The organism is Alistipes sp. i18-0019-D1 (genome assembly GCF_042852885.1).
In the GTDB taxonomy this organism is placed as follows: domain Bacteria; phylum Bacteroidota; class Bacteroidia; order Bacteroidales; family Rikenellaceae; genus Alistipes.
In genome coordinates, this window is the sequence record NZ_AP031424.1 from 2,760,035 (window position 1) to 2,777,575 (window position 17,541).

A 17,541-nucleotide genomic window follows, 5' to 3' on the forward strand; every position below is an offset into this window, starting at 1 on the left:
ATCAGTTTTTGGAGTTATTCCCGGATGCAGCGTATCTGTGCCGAACAGTCGTGTTCGGCGAGCCTGTAATTGCACCAGTTGGGGTTGAAATTCACGAAGTAGACCGATGCCTTCGTCGCGTCGGGAGACGCCTGGGCGGTCCAGTAAAACGCCATGCCTCCCGTGTAGTTGCAGATGCTCACCGAGATGTAGTCCGTGTAGTAGATGTTGCCGGCCATCGGGTAGTAGTCGCCGGTGTTTTTCCAGCGGCGCCCGCAGTCTTCGTAGACGTTCCAGTCCCATTTGGGGCTGACGCCAGTTTCGTCGTAATCCGCCGCGGCTCCGCCGTTGGTGATCGAGTTGTTTCCGGCGGGAATGCCCCAGAGGTCTGGCCCCGGGACCTTGTAGCCCGGAGGACAGGGGTCGAAAATGGTCTTCTCGGGACCCCACAGCCCCGGATGCGTGGCCTTCGGGTCGGTTCCCGTGCAGTACCAGTCGGCGTGGCCGTTGTACGGCGACTGCAGGTAGGTCATCGGGTTCTGGATCGAATTGGGGATGTTGGCCGGCGGCGTGGCGAGCACGGCGGCCTGCGCGTCGTAGACCCAGGTTCCCGTGCCGTCGCCGATCGCGGTGTTCGGTTCGTTGTAGGCCGGGACGTTGTCGCCGTCGGTATCCGCGTGATAGGGCGAGCGCGAAGGCGTGAAGGGGTCCTTGCGGCCCCATTCGTAGAACATGCCGCGGTTGCCCACGTCCATCGGGGTGTTGTTCAGCGCCCCGAGGTTGCGGTCCATGATCACGGCGGCGACTTCGCCTTCCGAGTCGATGTGGTCGTGCGCGGTGATTTCGTCGTTGCAGACCCAGATGTGCCAGCTCCAGACGATGTTGCCCTTGATGTCCTTCACGGCGATCACGGCGTTGCCCTCCGACCGGCCCGTCGAAAAGGTCACGTAACCTCCCCGGTAGATCGGCGCGCCGTCGATGATTTCACGCGACATAGTCTTGTCGCCGTCGTGGCGCGATTCCCAGAGCAGTTCGGCGAAGGCGCCGTCGTCGATGGCGAGTCCGTAGTTGGCGATGTAGTCGCTGACTCCGTCACCGCCGCCGTTGCCCTTGATCGATGCGTCGAATTTGTAGACGCCGCCGGTCCGGGCGATGTAGCAGTTGGCGGTGCCTTCGGCGCTCAGGTTGACGCTTCGTTCGGCACGCTGTACGAGCGCGACCTCCTGCGAAACGGTCTCCCCGTTCTTCTCGGCGCTGACCGTGAGTTTGCCGGTCAGGGTTTCGGCCCCGGCATTGATCAGGGTCTCGACCAGCAGGGCGTTGCCGTCCTGCCGGGCGACGGTGAACCAGTCGCCTTCGGCGGCGTAGTCCCAGCCGTCGGCGTTCGTCGCCACAGCGATCACGGCGTTGCCTCCGTCGGCGTCGAAGATCACTTTTTCGCTCGACACCTCTACGTAGGCTTTGCTTTCGCCCTCCTCCGGCCAGATTCGGGTGGTCTCGGTGCAGGCTGCCAGCAGTGCGGCCGACAGCACTGCGATGCTGCATATTATCGTATTTTTCATGTTCGGGATCGTTTTGTGTTCGTCTATTCCTTCCACGTGGTGGGGATCTTGTCGTAGTCCGAGAGCTTCGTACATCCCGCAAAGCTGCTCTTGGCGGCGGTGATCGCGGTGAGTCCCGAGGCGGCGGCATTCTCCGCCGTGCGGTCGTACAGGTGGTATTTCACGCCGTCGACGACCGTGTAGGGCGATTCGCCTTCGAGCGATGCGCAGCCCTGGAAGGTCGAAGTCAGCGTCTTGAGCTTCACGGCTTCGTCGAACATGCTCGCCGGAATGCTCTTGAGCCTCCCGCAGTCACGGAAAAGATTCGCAACGCTGGTCAGTTTGACGGGGCTGACGAGCATGTTCTTGCCGACCTCTTCGAGCGACACGCAGCCGTCGAAGACCGAATTGAACATGGTGGCCGAGGCGCAGTTGAACACCTCCGACCCGACGCGGACCAGTCCCGTGCAACCGGCGAACAGACTGGTGTAGGTTGAAATCTGCGCGGTTTTCAGCAGTCCGTCGGGGATCGCCCGGAGCGACGTGCAGTTGAAGAATGCCTTCTGGAAATTGAGCGACGTTCCGTTCAGTCCTGTGAAGGCGTCCGGTGCGATGCTTTCGATTCCCGAGCATCCGGAGAACATCTCCGTCAGGGTTTTCGTCTTGGTATTGGTCTCGAACAGGCGCGCGGGAACCGCTGCGAGCCGGGTGCAGTTCAGGAAGCACTGGGCCGCGGTGGTCACATTGACGTTCTTGGCGAAGAGTCCGGCGGGAATCGTCTCCAGGGCGGAGCATTCGGAGAACGCGTTGTTGAAGGCCGTCGCCCCGGTCAGTCCGTCGAAGATTCCGGCGGGCACGCTCTTCAGCGCCGTGTTCCCTGCGAAGAGATAATCGCATTTGGCCGAGGCGGTGCTCGTTCCGAAAACGAGGCCGACCGATTCGAGGGCCGTACAGTTCTGCAGGGCGTTGGAGTAGACCGTCACTTTCGGGTTGCCGGCGAACAGTCCGTCGGGCAGCGTCGTCAGTGCGGCGCAGTTCTGGAACACCTTGCCGAAGGTCGTGACGGAGGGATTGCGGCTGAACAGACCGGCGGGAGCCGTTTTCAGTCCCGACGCCGCGAATACGCTGGTGGCGGTCGCCAGGTTCGGCATCCCGGCGAAAATATCCTCCGGAATGCTTTCGAGCAGCGTGCAGTTTTCGAACAGGCTGGCCACGCTGGTGATCGCGGGTGCCCCGGCGAACGCCTCCGCCGAGACGGTTTTCAGGTTGTCGCAGTCCTTGAACATCGAGGAGATATTCTTGCAGGCGGCGCAGCCGGAGATGATGTTGGCACCGATCTCTTCGAGTCCCGTGCAGCCTGCGAACAGCCCCGAGAACGAAGTGACCTTGGAAAGTCCGCCGAGTACGCCTTCGGGGATGCTTTTGAGCGAGGTGCAGCCCTTGAAGACATTGGTGAACGAAGTGACCGCCGTATTGGTGGCGAACAGCCCTGCGGGCAGTGTCGTGAGCGACGTGCAACCGCTGAAGGCGTCGTTGAAGGCGGTGACCAGGGTGAAGCCGTCGAACAGTCCTGCGGGCACTTCGGTCAGCGACGCGCAGTCCTTGAATATGTTGTTGAAGGCGGTCTTCGTCACAGTCGTGAAGGCTCCGCTGTTCCTGAACAGTTCGGCGGGGACGCTTTGCAGTTCGGCGCAGCCGGTGAAGCAGCTCATGAAGGTCGTCACCTTGTCGCAGTCAGCGAACAGGTCGGACGGAACACTTTGGATAGCCGTTTTGCTGAATGCGCTCTGGAAATTGGTGACCTTGTGGTTGTTGGCGAACAGGCCGGCCGGGACGGATTTCAGGCTGGTTCCCGAGAACAGCATGCGGAACGAATCGACCTCGGGGTTGTTGGCGAACAGGCCGGCCGGGACGGATTCGAACGAAAGCGTGTTGGCGAACAGCGAGTTGAAGGTCGTCACCTTCTTGTTGTTGGCGAAGAGTTTTTCGGGAACCGTCTTCAGTTTGCCGTTCGAGAAGATGATCGAGCAGTCGGTCAGCTCCGTGTTTCGTGAGAAGAAATCCTCGTCGATCTGGGTGATCGCCGTGCCGGAGAAGAGCGAGCCTACCGAGGTAATCTTCGTGCAGTTGTAGAGCAGGTCGGCGGGCACTTCGGTGACCGCGTTGCAGTTCTGGAAGCAGTAGGCGAAGGTTTCCGCCTCGGTCGCATGGTCGAGCAGTCCGTCGGGAACGGCTTCGAGGACGCGGCAGTCGGCGAATGCATAATAGAAGGTGGTGACCTTGGCGAAGGCTTCGGTGTTGTCGGAGGGAATCCGTTCCAGTTCGCGGCAGTTCTGGAACGCGCGCGCCATCGAGGTCAGCCCCGTGCGGCCCCAGTTGTAGACCTCCTTGAACTGGTTGCCCAGTCCGTAGGTGGGGATGTCGTAGGAGTTCAGCGACGGCACGCTGCCCTTGACCGAGACGATGTAGTAGCCCGGGTCGGTGTAAGTGTGTGTGGGATAGGCGGAGGTGACGTTCTCTTCGATATTGCCGTCGCCCCAGTCGATGGTGGCGTCGATGGCCTTGTCGAAGGGAAGGAAGGTTTTGAGGCTCGAAGAGGTGATGTCGATTCCGAGGATGAAGGCGTCGAGATCCAGGCCGGTCTGGGAGACGGTGACGACCTGTTCGGTCTGGTTCTGTTTGCCGTCACCGGCCGATATGGTGATGGTTGCGGTGCGCGACGATCCGCTCGAATTGGTCTCGGCGGTGATTGTAAGCCCCTGCTCGGTTTTCGTGGCGGAGAGCCAGTCGGAATTTTCGGAAAGCGTGTACTCCCAGTCGTAGTTGGACCTGATTCCCAACTCTTTTTTGTCGGATTCGGTGGGAGTGGGCGAGAGGGGGATGGTTTTTAGCGAAACATTGACGTAGACGGCACGGTCCTGCGTGACGCGGATCGTTTCAGTGACGGGATTTCCCCCCCCCCCCTCGCCGGCAATCAGCACGAAGGTCGTTTCGCGGTCCTCGATCTCCTCGTTGGGGTCGAGCGTCATCGTGACTTTGTCGCCCTGCTGTTCGAGAAGCAGCCACGGGCAGTCTTTGGTTTCGAAGACCCAGTCTTCGTCGGTCGACTGCACCTCGAATTCGGCGGTCAGTTCGCCGACGGCGGGAATCTGGAAATTGTTTTTCGATGCGGCGATTTCGAGCGTGCCGTATGCGTTCTGCTTGGTGGAGATGGTCGCGGTCTTGTCGCCGGCGGTAATGGTGATCGTAGCCTGCTGCTGCTCCTCGACCTTGTTGCCCCCGCAGCTCAGGATGAGCTGGTCGGCGACATCGTCTTTCTCGATGGTCAGCCAGCCGGCGTTGACGGCGTCGTATTTCCAGGTCGTGTTGGTCCGGATGTCCACGACGACTTCGCCGCCCAGGCTCTTGAAGCCGATCGAGGCGTTGCGTTCGTCTTCAGCGGCGAACCACGTGTTTTTCGACGAGATGCCCAGTTCGGCCGCGACGCCGGACGGTTCGTCGCCCGGAACGGGGTTGGTGTAGGTGATCGTCTCTTCGGAGCACCCCATCATGCCGAGCAGTAAAGCTGTCAGTGCATATAATTTTTTCATGTGTGCTGCGGTTTAATGTTTCGATACGGGAAAGGTGCGGTCCGAGGGGGCGATGCCGTCGGCGGCCCGGGTGACGGAGGTCGAAGCCGTGCCGGTGTCGGCCGGAATGTCCCAGTCCACGAGGTACATCGTGCCGGTGGCGTAGTAGAGGTCGCCGAACGACAGCCACTGCTGCTCCTGGTATCCGATGATGCCCAGCGTGGTGTACGGCGGCTCGAATCCGGTCAGAAGGATCGCCTTGCGGTTTTCGTCCGCGTCGTCGTTGTAACCCTCTCCCAGCCTGCCGGTCAGCATGCCGTTGTGGAAACCTCCGCCCTGCATGTTGATCGAGTACAGGTAGTGGAAGCGCGAGACCGTCGAGGAGATCTCGCGGGTGTAGCAGAGCCTGCCGAGTTCGATCGACATGGTTTGGGTGTTTTTGTCGTAGGCGGCTTCCACGACCGTGCCCGTCAGGAACAGGTTCTTGATGTAGAAACTTTTGCGGTACTCTTTCTCTTCGACGGTGCAGAACGTGCCCGTGCCGCTCACGCCGATCGGCTCACGGCCGTAATACCAGTTTTCCGCATAAAGCCCGTAATATCCCAGCATCTGATAATAGGGATTTTCCTCGCGTGAGATTTGTGAAACGGACACTTTGCAGGTTTCCGTAGCGGAGCCTTTGGTCGAACGGACGGTGAGCGTCGCGTCGCGGTGTGCGTCGGGATTGCGCGGGGCGCCGACGCGTACCGTTCCGCTGACCGGGTCGCTTTCGACCGAAACCCAGTCGGCGTCGCTCGTGACGCTCCACTGGCCGTTGGTGACCACGGTGAAGAGAACGCTCTCGCCTTCGGAATCCAGCGAAATTTCGTCCGAAGCGGTGGTGGACAGCAGGACCGTTTCCCGGGAGAACGCCTGGTGAACGGTGATTTCCTGTTTGTCGCCGGCCGTTTCCACGGCGATTTTCGAGCTGCGGACATCGTCGGTCGTATTGCCTGTCACGGAAATGGTCAGCAGACCTTCTTCGGAAGCCAGCGTCACCCAATCGTCCGGACAGCTCACCTTCCAGTCGGAGGGCGTGGCTACCGCGACGGTGGTCGTTCCGCCTTTCTGGGCGAACGCGACACTGCTTCGCGAGAGGACGATCACATCCGCGACCTCCTCTTTGTTCTTGTCATCGCAGCCGCTTGCGGCGCAGAGGACGAGAACCGTCAATAGCGTAAAGCATCTTCTCATAAAAATTGGATTAGGAATAAAAAATGGATAGGTACGGTATCCCGTTTCCGGAGAACCGTATTTGCTGAAAATTGCATCATACCGAATTTTTGGACTTGTTTATTTGCGGCACAATATAAGAAAAATTTGTCCGAATGTCTTCTGGAAAACCAGAAAATATTGTCGTGCGAATCTTTTCTGTCTGCTTGTTTTTCGGCCGAATATGTATGTATGTTGTTGAACAATAGAGAATTCGAAAAACGCAGGCTGTTTTTCGGCTGTGGCTGTTTTGCTTGTCGGATATTGTTGTTGCGGGAGTGTTCCGGGTCCGGAGGGAAAGAACGATTTTTGTTAAATATTGACCATGTCGTGCGTAAGTCGTTGAATGATCGCTGATAACCTCCGCTCCGGCGGCGGTTACCGCGATTTTCCGGCGGCGGAGTCCCGATATTGACCGCTTTTTGTTACTTTTGCAAAAAGAAAGAAATGAAACCCGTCGAACTGTTAGCTCCTGCCAAAGATTACGCCTCGGCCGCGGCGGCCGTGGATTACGGCGCCGATGCGGTCTATATCGGCGGCGCGCGGTTCGGCGCGCGGCAGGCCGCAGGGAACTCCGACGGGGAGATCGCCCGGGTCGTGGAGTACGCCCACCGCTTCGGGGTGCGGGTCCATGCCACGCTCAACACGCTCGTGTGGGACGACGAACTGGAGGCCGCCGAACGGCAGGCCCGGGCGCTGATCGCCGCGGGCGTCGACGCGCTGATCGTGCAGGACATGGCTCTGCGGCGGATGGACCTTCCGGTGGAACTGCACGCCTCGACGCAGGTTTCGAACCGCACGCCCGAAGGGGCGCGGTTTCTGGGCGAGGCGGGGTTTGCGCGGGTGATTCTCGAACGCAACCTCTCGCTGGAGGAGATCCGGGCCATCTGCGCTGCGACGGCTGCCGAGGTCGAATGTTTCGTCCACGGGGCGATCTGCGTGGGGTACAGCGGCCGCTGTTTTCTCTCGCGGTCGATGTCCGCGCGCAGCGGCAACCGCGGGGCGTGCAGCCAGCCCTGCCGCTTGGCCTGGGACCTGACCGACGGGCGTGGCCGGACCTGGATCGCCGGGAAGCACCTGCTGTCGGTACGCGACATGAACCTTTCGCAACGCATTGGCGATCTGCTGGATGCGGGCGTCACTTCATTCAAGATAGAAGGTCGGCTCAAGGATCTCGCTTATATCCGTAACGTTGTGGCCTACTACCGCCGGGCGGTGGACGAGGCGCTGGCCCTGCGGCCGGGGTTTCGGCGGTCGTCCGTCGGCGAGAGCGTCCCGGATTTCACACCCGACCCGTCGAAGAGTTTCACGCGCGGGGAGTCCGAATACTTTCTGGACGGAAAACGCGCCGGGGTGGCGTCGTTCGACACTCCGAAAGCTGTCGGCGAACGGGTGGGCCGCGTGGCGGGCGTTTCGGGCGGCACGTTCACGCTCGACGGCGGGCACGACCTTGCGCCGGGCGACGGTGTCTGCTTCCTGACGCCGCGCGGCGTGACCGGAACCAACGTCAATGCCGTGGAGGGCCGCCGCATCACGCCCAACCGCATGGAGGGAATCGCGCCCGGGGCGGAGGTCCGCCGCAATTTCGACCGTCGATTCACGCTGGCCGTGGAACGCAGCCGCACGCGGCGGGTGATTCCGGCGAAGGCCGCGGCGGAGGCGACGGCCGAAGGGCTGAAACTCACTTATACGGATTGTGAGGGCGTTGCGGTCTCGGCCGTGCGGGCCGTGCGGCTCGACCCGGCGAAGAATCCCGATGCCAATGCCGCCGCACTGCGTGCGCAGGCGATGAAGTCGGGCGACACGATCTTTGCGGTCCGCGAAGCCGAAGTGCGGGGCGCAGAGTGGTTCGTGCCGGCGTCGCTGGCCGCGGAACTGCGCCGCGAAGCGCTGGCCGCACTCGAACTCGTGCGCCGGGAGCGGCGGCCGGAACACCGCATCCTGTCCGAGAATCCCGCTGCGAAATACCCTTCGGAGCGGCTTACGGCCGAGGAGAACGTCACCAACCGGCTGGCCGAGGCGTTCTACCGCGACCACGGGGTGCGGCAGATCGAACGGGGGCTGGACCTCGCGCCGGCGACCGCCGGGCATGCGGTCATGCGGTCGGCCTACTGCATCCGCCGTGAGATCGGCGAATGTCTCCGGGAGCATCCGCGGCTGCGCGGCGACCTGTTTCTGGAACACGGCGCCTGCCGTTACCGGCTGGAGTTCGACTGCCAGGCATGCGAAATGGCATTGATAGACGAATGTAAAAAATAGAAACCGATCCATGCAGGAACAGCTTACACCCGATTTCAACGATTACGAACTCATCGACACGGGGGATTTCGAGAAACTGGAGCGCTTCGGGCGCTATGTGACGCGCCGTCCCGAGCCGCAGGCCATCTGGCGGCGGACGCTTGCCGAAGAGGAGTGGCGGCGCACGGCCGACGCCTCGTTTCGGCGCGATGCGCGCAGCGACGAGCGGGGCGAGTGGCGTCTCGCTCCCGGAATGCCCGACCGCTGGGCGGTGGAGTATGCCTATAAGCGGATGCGGCTGCGCATGCGGCTGGGGCTTACGTCGTTCAAGCACGTGGGCATCTTCCCCGAGCAGGCCGCCAACTGGAATTTCATCTACGACAGCTGCCGGGCTTTGGCCGGAGGTGAACCATCTGGCGGCGAGCGTGTTGCGGAGTTCGGTTCGAGTGTTGCGGGAGGTGGCGCCCCCAAGGTGCTGAACCTCTTTGCCTACACGGGCGGGGCGACGCTCGCGGCGCGGGCCGCCGGGGCCGAGGTGACGCACGTCGATTCGGTCAGGCAGGTGGTGACCTGGTCGCGCGAGAACATGGAGCTGAGCGGCCTGGAGGGCGTGCGGTGGATCGTCGAGGATGCGCTGAAATTCGTCCGGCGCGAAGTGCGCCGCGGCAGCCGTTACCGCGGAATCATCCTCGATCCCCCGGCTTACGGGCGCGGGGCCGACGGCGAGCGGTGGATTCTGGAGGACAACATCGGCGAAATGCTGGAGTGCTGCGCGCAGCTGCTCGAACCCCGGGGAGCGTTTCTGGTTCTGAACCTCTATTCGATGGGTCTCTCGTCGACGCTGGCCCGCACGGCCGTGAGGCAGGCGTTCGGTGCGCCGCGCGAGGAGCAGTGGGGCGAGTTGTGTTTCACCGACCGGGCCGGCAAGCAGCTGCCGTTGGGAACCTATTACCGGTTTACGCGGTAGGATTGTATTTTTGGCGGCAAAAAGACTGAACCGCGGCGAGTACCGCGGGGAGTAGCTACCTTTTGGTGTCAAAAGGTAGCACCAAAACCATCCGCATGTCGCTTTCGCGGGAACGGCGCTCCAAGCGATAATGCGGACAACTTCACGCCGCCACAGGCGGCGAAAGATTCCGGCTCGATGCCGGAGCCGTCAAACGAAGGCCCGGCTAAAAGTGATAAGAAACGGGGCCGGGGCGCGTGCGCCCCCGCGAATAGGCGCCCGTTTCGAACGTTAGACGGGACGAAGTAGGCGGAGGCATCTGTCGGAGAGTTTTTGGTACTTTTTGCGGCCAAAAAGTACATAACATCCCGCGGGCGAAACCCGCGGTTAGTTGCCGACCAAAAAGCGGCAATACCCCTGCGTTTACAACGCAGTTTTGGTACTTTTGCGGTTAAAAAACAGTGGATAACCAAACGAATTAAAACGCGTGATATGAGTATTCTTGCAGTACTATTCGGAATTTTGAGCGGCTGTTTCCTCGCCGTGCTGGTGGGCATCATCGGCAGCCACCGACGCATCGGTTTCGGCTGGGCTTTTTTGATAAGCGTGATCTTCACCCCGCTGGTGGGACTGATCGTCGCCCTGCTGACCGACCCGCTGCCCGGCGGCGGACAGCGATGGGGTTGTATCGGAATTCTGGTCGCCATTCTGGGACTGTTGTTTCTCGCCGCGTTCCTGCTGCTGTTGTTGGCGGGAGGTGCGGTGCTGGCCGCCGTCTGACCTATCGGTAGCGTTTTTCCAGTTTGGCGATCATCGCTTCGAGCTTTTCCTCGTTCGCCTCGAAATAGCGCGTGTCGAAAGCCCTCGGAATCATGCCGAGCCAGTTCTGCACCTTTTTGCCGGCGAGCATCCTGCCGAATGCCTTGCCGATATTCGTATCCGCCGACCACAGGGTCTCTCCCATCTGTTCGGGCAGGATGGCCTGCATGCGCTGGTCGTAATAGAGACTCATCGAGTTGTCGAACGCCCCGAGTTCGTTGTAGCAGCGCAGAAGGTCGATGACGATCTGTTTGTCGGCGATGTCGGACGCGACACCCGTCGTCTTGAACATCTCCAGCGCGTCGGTCAGGAAGCGGTAGGGTTTTCCCATGCCGCCGGTGATCCGCCGGGTATAGTAGTCGACCGTGTCGGCGGGAAGGCCGTCGAGCGAGAAGTCCTGCTCCTTCAGGCGGTATGCGACCCGTTTCTCGTCGTTGTACATCCATTTGTAATCCCGGATGACCTGCAGGTTGTCGCGCAGTTCGAGCGTGACGAGCTGCATGGCCTGTCGCACCTCTCTCTGCCGGGCCGAGTCGGTGATCCGGGCTGTCAGCCACAGCGTCAGCAGCACGCCGCCCGTAACAATCGAGAATTGGCGGACGTAGTCGCCGACATTCCAGTTTTTGAGCCGTTTTTTCAGGGATTTCTTCATAGTGTGTCGGGTTATTGGAATACGTAGTAAATCAGGATTCCCGCGGCGGCCGAGAGGACGATCAGCAGGATGGGGTTGACCTTGCGCCACGAACCCACGAAAACACCGCCGAAGAGCACCCAGCTCCAGGCGTCGATGAAGTTCCGGTCGTCGGGGGCGCTGCTACGGGGGAAAATCAGCAGCAGCGCGGCGGCGGCGATCATGCCGATCACCACGGGCCGCATGCCCCGCATGGCTCCTTCGACCAGCCGGTTGCCCTTGAGGCGCATGAAGAAACGCGCCACGAGGATCATCAGCGTCAGCGACGGCAGGCAGACGGCGAAGGTGGCGATCGCCGAACCGAGGATGCCGCACCAGGTGTGCCCGGTCTGGATGCCGACGCTGTAACCCACGTAGGTCGCCGAGTTGATGGCGATGGGTCCGGGGGTGATCTGCGACACGGCGACGATGTCGGCGAATTCGGCGGTGGTCATCCACTGGTGCTGCACGACCACTTCGTTCTGGATCAGCGACAGCATGGCGTAGCCTCCGCCGAATCCGAAGAATCCGATCTTGAGGTAGCTGATGAAAAGTTGCCAGAGGATCATTTCCTTACCTTTTTAGCGATTGTCAGTTCCCATGCGATGCCCAGCGCGGCGGCCGCGGCGAGGATCCAGATCGGCGACCAGTCGAGCCACCAGATGGCCAGGGCCGAGGCGGCGATGACGACCAGCATCGTCCAGTGCATGCCGCGCGAGAGCGAGAGCACCGGGCCGATGATCAGTGCCACGACCGCCGGACGCATGCCCTTGAAGGCCGCGTCGACGACGGGATTGTGGCGGATGCCGGCGAAGAAGACGGCGATCACGAGGATGATGACGAACGACGGTGTCACCGTGCCCAGCAGGGCTGCCGCTGCGCCGCGCAGTCCGCGGACCTTGTAGCCCACGAATACCGAGGTGTTGACGGCGATCGGGCCGGGGACCGACTGCGCGAGGGTCAGCAGGTCGAGGAACTCCTTCTGCTCGATCCACCTGCGTTTGGTGATCAGCTCCTGCTCGATCAGCGGCAGCATGGCGTAGCCGCCCCCGAAGGTGAACATCCCGATTTTCAGGAACGAGACGAAGATGGTCGTGAGGCTCTGCATCGTCATTGGCGGGTTTTGCGGCCCAGCAGGTTCATCATCCCGTCGATGTAGGTCATCGGGTGGGTCGGTGCGCCGGGCAGCCAGAGGTCCGGGGTGTGGCTGTCGAAGAACGTGCGGTCGACGGCGCGGCTGTCGGCGAACAGGCCGCCCGAGCAGGCCTCCGAACCGCAGGCGACGAGGATTTTGGGTTCCGCGACGGCGTCGTAGCAGATTTCCAGCGCCTCGGCCATGTTGGCCGTGACGGGTCCGGAGACCACCACGCCGTCGGCATGGCGCGGTGAGGCCGTGAAGCCGATGCCGAAGCGGCCGAGGTCGAAGTTCACGTTGCCCGTGGCGCCCAGTTCCATTTCGACCGATGCGTCGCCTCCGGCCGAGACTTCGCGCAGCTGGAGCGCACGGGAGAAGCAGCGGCGGATTTCGGGACGCACCTTTCCGGCGTCGAAGGCCACGCGGGTGTCGCCCGGGCGGACGACAAGCCCCTGGCGCGTGGGCGAGCCGATGCGGTAGTCGTTGGTGAAACGGACGTTGCGGGGCGCGATGCGCGCGCATTCGCCGCAGAAGAGGCAGCGCCCCAGGTCGAGTGCAAGGGGCGCGGCCGTGAAGGCCCCCGTGGGGCACATTGCGGCGGCACGCTGCGCGTCGGCGTCGTCTCGGGTTTCGGTCAGGCAGGGGCGGCCCCGGAATTCCGGAGTCAGCTCCACGGCGTCGAGATCGGGGATCGCCTGCCGTCCGTGGCTGTGCAGCACCTTTATTTTCGGAAAGATCATAACGAATGGAATATATCTGACAAAATTAGCGAAAAGCCGGTTAATGGGCAACTCTTTCCCTGAAATTGAGCAAAAGAAAGGCCGAAGTGGTTCGCCCGTATGTTAAGCCCCCGCCGAAGCGGGGGGCAGACTTGCAAACGCGGCGGTACGCTGCGGGCCGGGACCTGGCGGGGGCTGAACGACCCGGTTACAGGTCATGACCGCAGTAGGAGAGATTGAAACTCTTGTTGCAGATCGGGAAGTCCGAGATCCCTTCGCCGCGCACGGCAAGGGCCAGCGCCAGCCAGTTGTGGAGGCTCGGGTCCTTGATGCGGGCGGCGGCGATGCGGCCTTCGGCGTCGGTCAGGAGGACGTGGCAGGTCTCGCCGCGCCACCCCTCGACCAGCCCGAACGCGAGCGACGAGGGGGCCAGCGGCGCCGCGTAGTCCGGGCGCGGGTTTCCGGCGTTGGCGTATTCCTGTCCGGGGAGGTCGAGCAGGCGGTCGACGTATCCGGCCGATTGTAGCACCTCGCGGCAGCGCACCATCAGCCGGGCCATCACGTCGCCCTGCGTTCGGACGACGCTTTCGTGGCGCAGCGCTCCGGCGAAGACGCCCCAGGGGTGCGACGTGCGGATGTCGCGGGCCAGACCGCTCGCGCGGGCCGCCTGGCCCACGCCGCCGATGCGCTGCATCTCGTCGCGCGGGACGATGCCGCACTGCTCGAAGCGAGCCAGCAGCGAGGGCGACGATTTGATGTCGCGGCGCACCTCGTCGTAACGGCGGGCGATCTCGCGCACGTTGCGGCGGATCATTGCCGCCTTTTCGGCCGTCAGCAGGTGGTCGGTTCCCAGGGGGCGGATCAGCCCCTTGCCGAAGCGGTTGCCGCACCACGCCTGCGTGGTGTTGATGGTCATGGTGCGCAGGGCCTCCGAGGCTACCTGTCCCAGCTGGTAGCCCACGTCCATGCAGAGGGCGCCCGTGTCGGCGATCTGCATGGCCATGCGTTCGAGTTCGAGGGCCGCGGCGCGTTCGCACTCCAGCGCCGCCGGGACTTCGCGGCCGGCGAGTCTCTCGACGGCCCGGGCGAAGGCCGTGGCGTGCGCCACGGCGCTGTCCCCGGCGACGGATTCCGCGAGGCACATCTGCCGCAGACGGTTCGCGGTCGTTTCGAAGGCCGCCTCGACGCCCCGGTGCTGGTAGCCCAGCGCGATTTCAAGGTGCAGGACCTGTTCGCCGTTGCAGATGAAGCGGAAGGCCCCCGGCTCGATGATGCCCGCGTGGATCGGCCCGACGTTGACTTCGTGCAGCGAACGTCCCTCCATCGTGTAGAAGGGGTAGTTCTCGATCGAACTGCGGCGGTCGTAACGCCCGGCGGGGAACCGCAGCGGCTTGGGCCACGGCATGCCGTCGAAGCGGATGCCGTAGCGTTCCGAGATGTCGCGCTCGAAGGGGTGCATCTGCGGGTGCAGGGCCGTGAGCGACGGGAGCGCCGTCTCGTCGTAGTAGTCCGTGGTGTGCGAAGTGATCAGCACGCGGTGCTCGGCGTCGTCGAGCAGCAGCAGGAAGAAGCGCATGCTCCCGCCCGACGGAAGGGCGAAATAGTGGGCTACGTGGTAGCGCGCCTCGGAGAGTTTTACGCGAAGGTCCTCGTAGAGGGCGGCATAGGAGACTTCGGGGATGTCGTTCAGCGCGACGGAGGCGCCGGTGTTGTCGGTTATGTAATAATTCATAGCGATGCGATTCGGTCGATCAGTTCCCGGAAAAATGCGGGCTGCCAAAGCCCCAGGCCGATGGCGGCGGCGAGCAGCGACAGCGCCGACCACGACAGTGCGCGGTCGGTCGCCGAGGGGTGCAGTTCGTCCTGCCGGGGCTGGTAGCAGAGGCGCAGCAGGCGCGAGCAGAAGAAGTAGATGACCAGGCACAGTAGCAGCATGATGCCCGTGACGAGCCACCAGCGGCCGTCGGCGATGGTTTGCTTGAGGATCATCAGTTCGGAGAGGAACAGCGGCGAGGGCGGGAAGGCCACCAGCACGACCATTCCCGTGAGCAGCCCCACGGCCCCCACGCGATTGATGTGGATGTAGTCGCCGATGCGGTTGATGCGGTAGTTGCCGTAGACCTGCCGCACGACGGCGATTTGCAGGAACAGGCTACTCTTGATGAGCGTATGGCAGACGACGTGGAACACGGCGGCCCAGACCCCGATGCCCCCGATGCCCAGCCCGATGGCCGCGATGCCCATGTTCTCGACCGTGGAGTAGGAGAGGAAGCGTTTGTAGTTGTTGGTGCGGCGTAGGAACAGCGCGCCGACCACCAGCGACAGCACGCCGACGAGCAGTAGCACGGAGCGCACCCACGGGAAGACCTCCGTGGCCGAGAGCACCTTGTAGACCCGCAGCAGCGCCAGGAACCCGGCGTTGACCAGTCCCGTGGAGATCAAGGCCGAGGCCGGGGCCGGGGCGGCGAAATTGGCGTCGACGCCCACGGTGTAGAGCGGGAACAGCTCGGCCTTGCAGCTGTAACCGCAGAGGATCAGCAGGAAGGCCGTCTTCAGGTAGAGAGCGCTGCCGCCCGGGGCCGCTGCGGCGACGGTGGCGTAGTCGAGCGACTCGCAGTCGGTGGCGGCGGCCAGCAGCAGGATGCCCAGGTAGGCCATGGCGATGCCCGTCGAGCAGACGAAGACGTATTTCCAAGCCGCTTCCAGCGCCTGCGCCGTGCGGCGGTGGTAGACGATGCCCGCCGAGCAGAGCGTGGTGGCTTCGAGGAAGATCCACGTCACGGCGAGGTTCGAGGCGAAATAGGCTCCTGCTATGGCTGTGGTCAGGAGCATCAGCAGGCCCGCGTAGGTGCGGGTCTGGCGCAGGTCGCAGTCGTGGAGGCTGGCCTTCGAGTGGAAGAAGGCAAAGGCGGAGACGATGCAGAGCAGGCAGTAGAAGAGCGTGCCCGCGGCGTCGAAGGCGAACCACACGGCCGAGGTTTCGCCGTAAAGCCCTCCGGCGACGATCCGAACGGCGAAGGCCGCCTGTACGGCGTAGAAGGCCGCGCCCGTGAGGCGCAGCAGGCTCCGGCGGCGGGCCGTGAAGGCCGCCGCCGCGATGAGGACGCTGAAAATGAGGTAGCAGATCATGGCGTCAGTCCTTTACGTTGGTGAGTGAATCGGCGTCGTCGGCGTGGAGCTTGCCGTCGATCTTGGTGAAGAAGATGCCCAGCATCAGCACCGAGATGAGGATGTCGAGCAGGATGGCGAAGTTGATCAGCAGCGGCATCTCGACGCCGATGGCCGTCGAAAAGAGGAACACGCCGTTTTCGATGACCAGAAAGCCGACCATGTGGGAGAAGATCCGGCGGCGCATGACGATCAGGATCAGTCCGCTCAGCAGCGAGTAGAAGGCCACGCCGAAGAACACCAGGTCGATGGTCGTGTCGGCGATGTAATAGGTGACCGAGGCGCTCACGGCCAGCGCCACGAGCGACAGCAGCAGCGATCCGGACTGCGTGGAGCCGGAGCGCCAGACGCGGTTGATCTTCGTGCGGCGGATGACGGCGAAAAGCAGTCCCGGAACGAGGATACCCTTGAAAAGCAGGGTTTCGAGGCAGATGAAGGCCAGTTCGGCGGGGTTGATGGCGTGCAGCCGCACCAGGGCGACGGCGAACAGCAGCCACCCCTGGAGGCCGATCAGCGAAGCGAAAGTGCGGAAACGCTCGGTGATGGCCAGGTAGACGAGCGTCACGACGTAGAGGATGATCAGCGGAAGTATCATTGCAGACCGATGTTAAGTTGCAGCAGGTAGCCCGTGAAGAACACGAGGACGGCCAGTGCCGCGACGGTGAGGATGAAGGTGGTGTTGCGGGCGAGTTTGTTGCGGGCCTGGGTCGATTCGACGATGCCCACCGAAAGCCCCGTGACGAGCACCGCGAGCGGGGCCGCCGCCCACCAGCGGGGGCAGCAGGTCGCGGCGACGGCGTCGGCGGCGAGCACCGACAGCGCGGCGGTCTTGAGCCATCCGCCGATCTTGATGTAGGCCAGGTCGACGCCGCAGTAGTCGAGGCACATCACCTCGTGGATCATCGTCAGCTCGAGGTGCGTGCGGGGGTCGTCGACCGGCACGCGCCCGGCCTCGGTGAAGACGATCTTCACGAGTACGTAGGCCGCCAGCAGCAGCACCACGACCAACTGCACCCCGTTCACGGCGTCGCCCGAAAAGATCGCGGCGAAGGAGGTGTAGCCCGACAGCAGGGCCAGCGTGCCGAAGACGAGCATCAGCGCCGGTTCGACCAGCGCGCCGTACAGGGCTTCGCGGCTGGCGCCCATGCCCTCGAACGAACTTCCGGTGTCCATCGCCGCGAGGATGAGGGCCACGCGGCCCAGGGCCAGGAGGTAGGCGAAGGCGACCAGATCGCCGTCGAACGACAGCACGGGGCGAAGGTCGCCCACGGGGATGAACAGCGCGGCGACGAGGGCCGTGCCGAGCGTGACGGACGGGGCCGCGCGGAACACGGCGGTCGTCGTGGGGGAGTAGACGGCGCCCTTGCGCAGCAGCAGGCGCACGTCGTAGAGGTGTTGGGCGAAGCGGATGCCCTTGCGGCCCGCGAGCAGCGCGCGGGTGCGGTTGATCAGTCCCGGAATCGCCAGGGCCGCCAGCAGAAGAAGGAGTGTGTTGAGTGCTGCCAT

General features: G+C 63.0%; 14 protein-coding genes. 3 read left to right on the forward strand and 11 right to left on the reverse strand.

The window, feature by feature from the left end:
- Nucleotides 1-14: 14 nt before the first annotated feature.
- The 3 genes from ACGHP5_RS11615 to ACGHP5_RS11625 are packed head-to-tail and all read right to left on the reverse strand — an operon-like array spanning nt 15 to nt 6,322.
- Nucleotides 15-1,541, reverse strand: a complete 1,527-nt coding sequence (locus tag ACGHP5_RS11615) for a BACON domain-containing protein (protein ID WP_390566896.1) — start codon at nt 1,539-1,541, stop codon at nt 15-17.
- Nucleotides 1,542-1,564: 23 nt separating this feature from the next.
- Complete coding sequence (locus ACGHP5_RS11620; RefSeq protein ID WP_390566898.1) at nt 1,565-5,110, reverse strand: BACON domain-containing protein; 3,546 nt, start codon at nt 5,108-5,110, stop codon at nt 1,565-1,567.
- 12 nt (nt 5,111-5,122) lie between these two features.
- Nucleotides 5,123-6,322: a BACON domain-containing protein gene (locus ACGHP5_RS11625; RefSeq protein ID WP_390566900.1), complete on the reverse strand. Its 1,200-nt coding sequence runs from the start codon at nt 6,320-6,322 to the stop codon at nt 5,123-5,125.
- Between the two features lie 465 nt (nt 6,323-6,787).
- Between ACGHP5_RS11625 and ACGHP5_RS11630 the strand changes: the two genes are divergently transcribed.
- The 3 genes from ACGHP5_RS11630 (at nt 6,788) to ACGHP5_RS11640 (ending at nt 10,304) form a co-directional block, all read left to right on the forward strand.
- Nucleotides 6,788-8,599, forward strand: coding sequence for a U32 family peptidase (locus ACGHP5_RS11630; protein ID WP_337773072.1), 1,812 nt, complete (start codon nt 6,788-6,790; stop codon nt 8,597-8,599).
- A gap of 10 nt (nt 8,600-8,609) precedes the next feature.
- Complete coding sequence (locus ACGHP5_RS11635) at nt 8,610-9,545, forward strand: class I SAM-dependent methyltransferase (protein WP_337773070.1); 936 nt, start codon at nt 8,610-8,612, stop codon at nt 9,543-9,545.
- Nucleotides 9,546-10,016: 471 nt separating this feature from the next.
- The gene (locus ACGHP5_RS11640) at nt 10,017-10,304 is read left to right on the forward strand and encodes a hypothetical protein (protein ID WP_337773068.1); all 288 of its coding nucleotides are present in this window, start codon (nt 10,017-10,019) and stop codon (nt 10,302-10,304) included.
- Nucleotide 10,305: 1 nt separating this feature from the next.
- On the opposite strand, the gene ACGHP5_RS11645 is transcribed toward ACGHP5_RS11640, so the two are convergent.
- From ACGHP5_RS11645 to ACGHP5_RS11680, 8 genes are all read right to left on the reverse strand, one after another.
- On the reverse strand, nt 10,306-10,995 hold the full coding sequence (locus ACGHP5_RS11645; protein WP_390566903.1) for a hypothetical protein: 690 nt from the start codon (nt 10,993-10,995) through the stop codon (nt 10,306-10,308).
- An 11-nt stretch (nt 10,996-11,006) separates the two neighbouring features.
- On the reverse strand, nt 11,007-11,582 hold the full coding sequence (locus tag ACGHP5_RS11650; RefSeq protein ID WP_337757339.1) for a chromate transporter: 576 nt from the start codon (nt 11,580-11,582) through the stop codon (nt 11,007-11,009).
- Entirely contained in the window at nt 11,579-12,121 is a 543-nt protein-coding gene (locus tag ACGHP5_RS11655; protein ID WP_290532497.1) for a chromate transporter, read from the reverse strand. The genes ACGHP5_RS11650 and ACGHP5_RS11655 overlap by 4 nt, the downstream gene beginning before the upstream one ends.
- A 2-nt stretch (nt 12,122-12,123) precedes the next feature.
- On the reverse strand, nt 12,124-12,888 hold the full coding sequence (locus ACGHP5_RS11660; protein WP_290532439.1) for an NADH:ubiquinone oxidoreductase: 765 nt from the start codon (nt 12,886-12,888) through the stop codon (nt 12,124-12,126).
- Between the two features lie 187 nt (nt 12,889-13,075).
- Entirely contained in the window at nt 13,076-14,599 is a 1,524-nt protein-coding gene (locus ACGHP5_RS11665) for an NADH-quinone oxidoreductase subunit C (RefSeq protein WP_390566907.1), read from the reverse strand.
- On the reverse strand, nt 14,596-15,996 hold the full coding sequence (locus ACGHP5_RS11670) for a complex I subunit 5 family protein (RefSeq protein WP_290532437.1): 1,401 nt from the start codon (nt 15,994-15,996) through the stop codon (nt 14,596-14,598). The genes ACGHP5_RS11665 and ACGHP5_RS11670 overlap by 4 nt, the downstream gene beginning before the upstream one ends.
- A 4-nt stretch (nt 15,997-16,000) precedes the next feature.
- The gene (locus ACGHP5_RS11675) at nt 16,001-16,630 is read right to left on the reverse strand and encodes a hypothetical protein (RefSeq protein ID WP_290532436.1); all 630 of its coding nucleotides are present in this window, start codon (nt 16,628-16,630) and stop codon (nt 16,001-16,003) included.
- The gene (locus ACGHP5_RS11680; RefSeq protein WP_337773058.1) at nt 16,627-17,541 is read right to left on the reverse strand and encodes an NADH-quinone oxidoreductase subunit H; all 915 of its coding nucleotides are present in this window, start codon (nt 17,539-17,541) and stop codon (nt 16,627-16,629) included. The genes ACGHP5_RS11675 and ACGHP5_RS11680 overlap by 4 nt, the downstream gene beginning before the upstream one ends.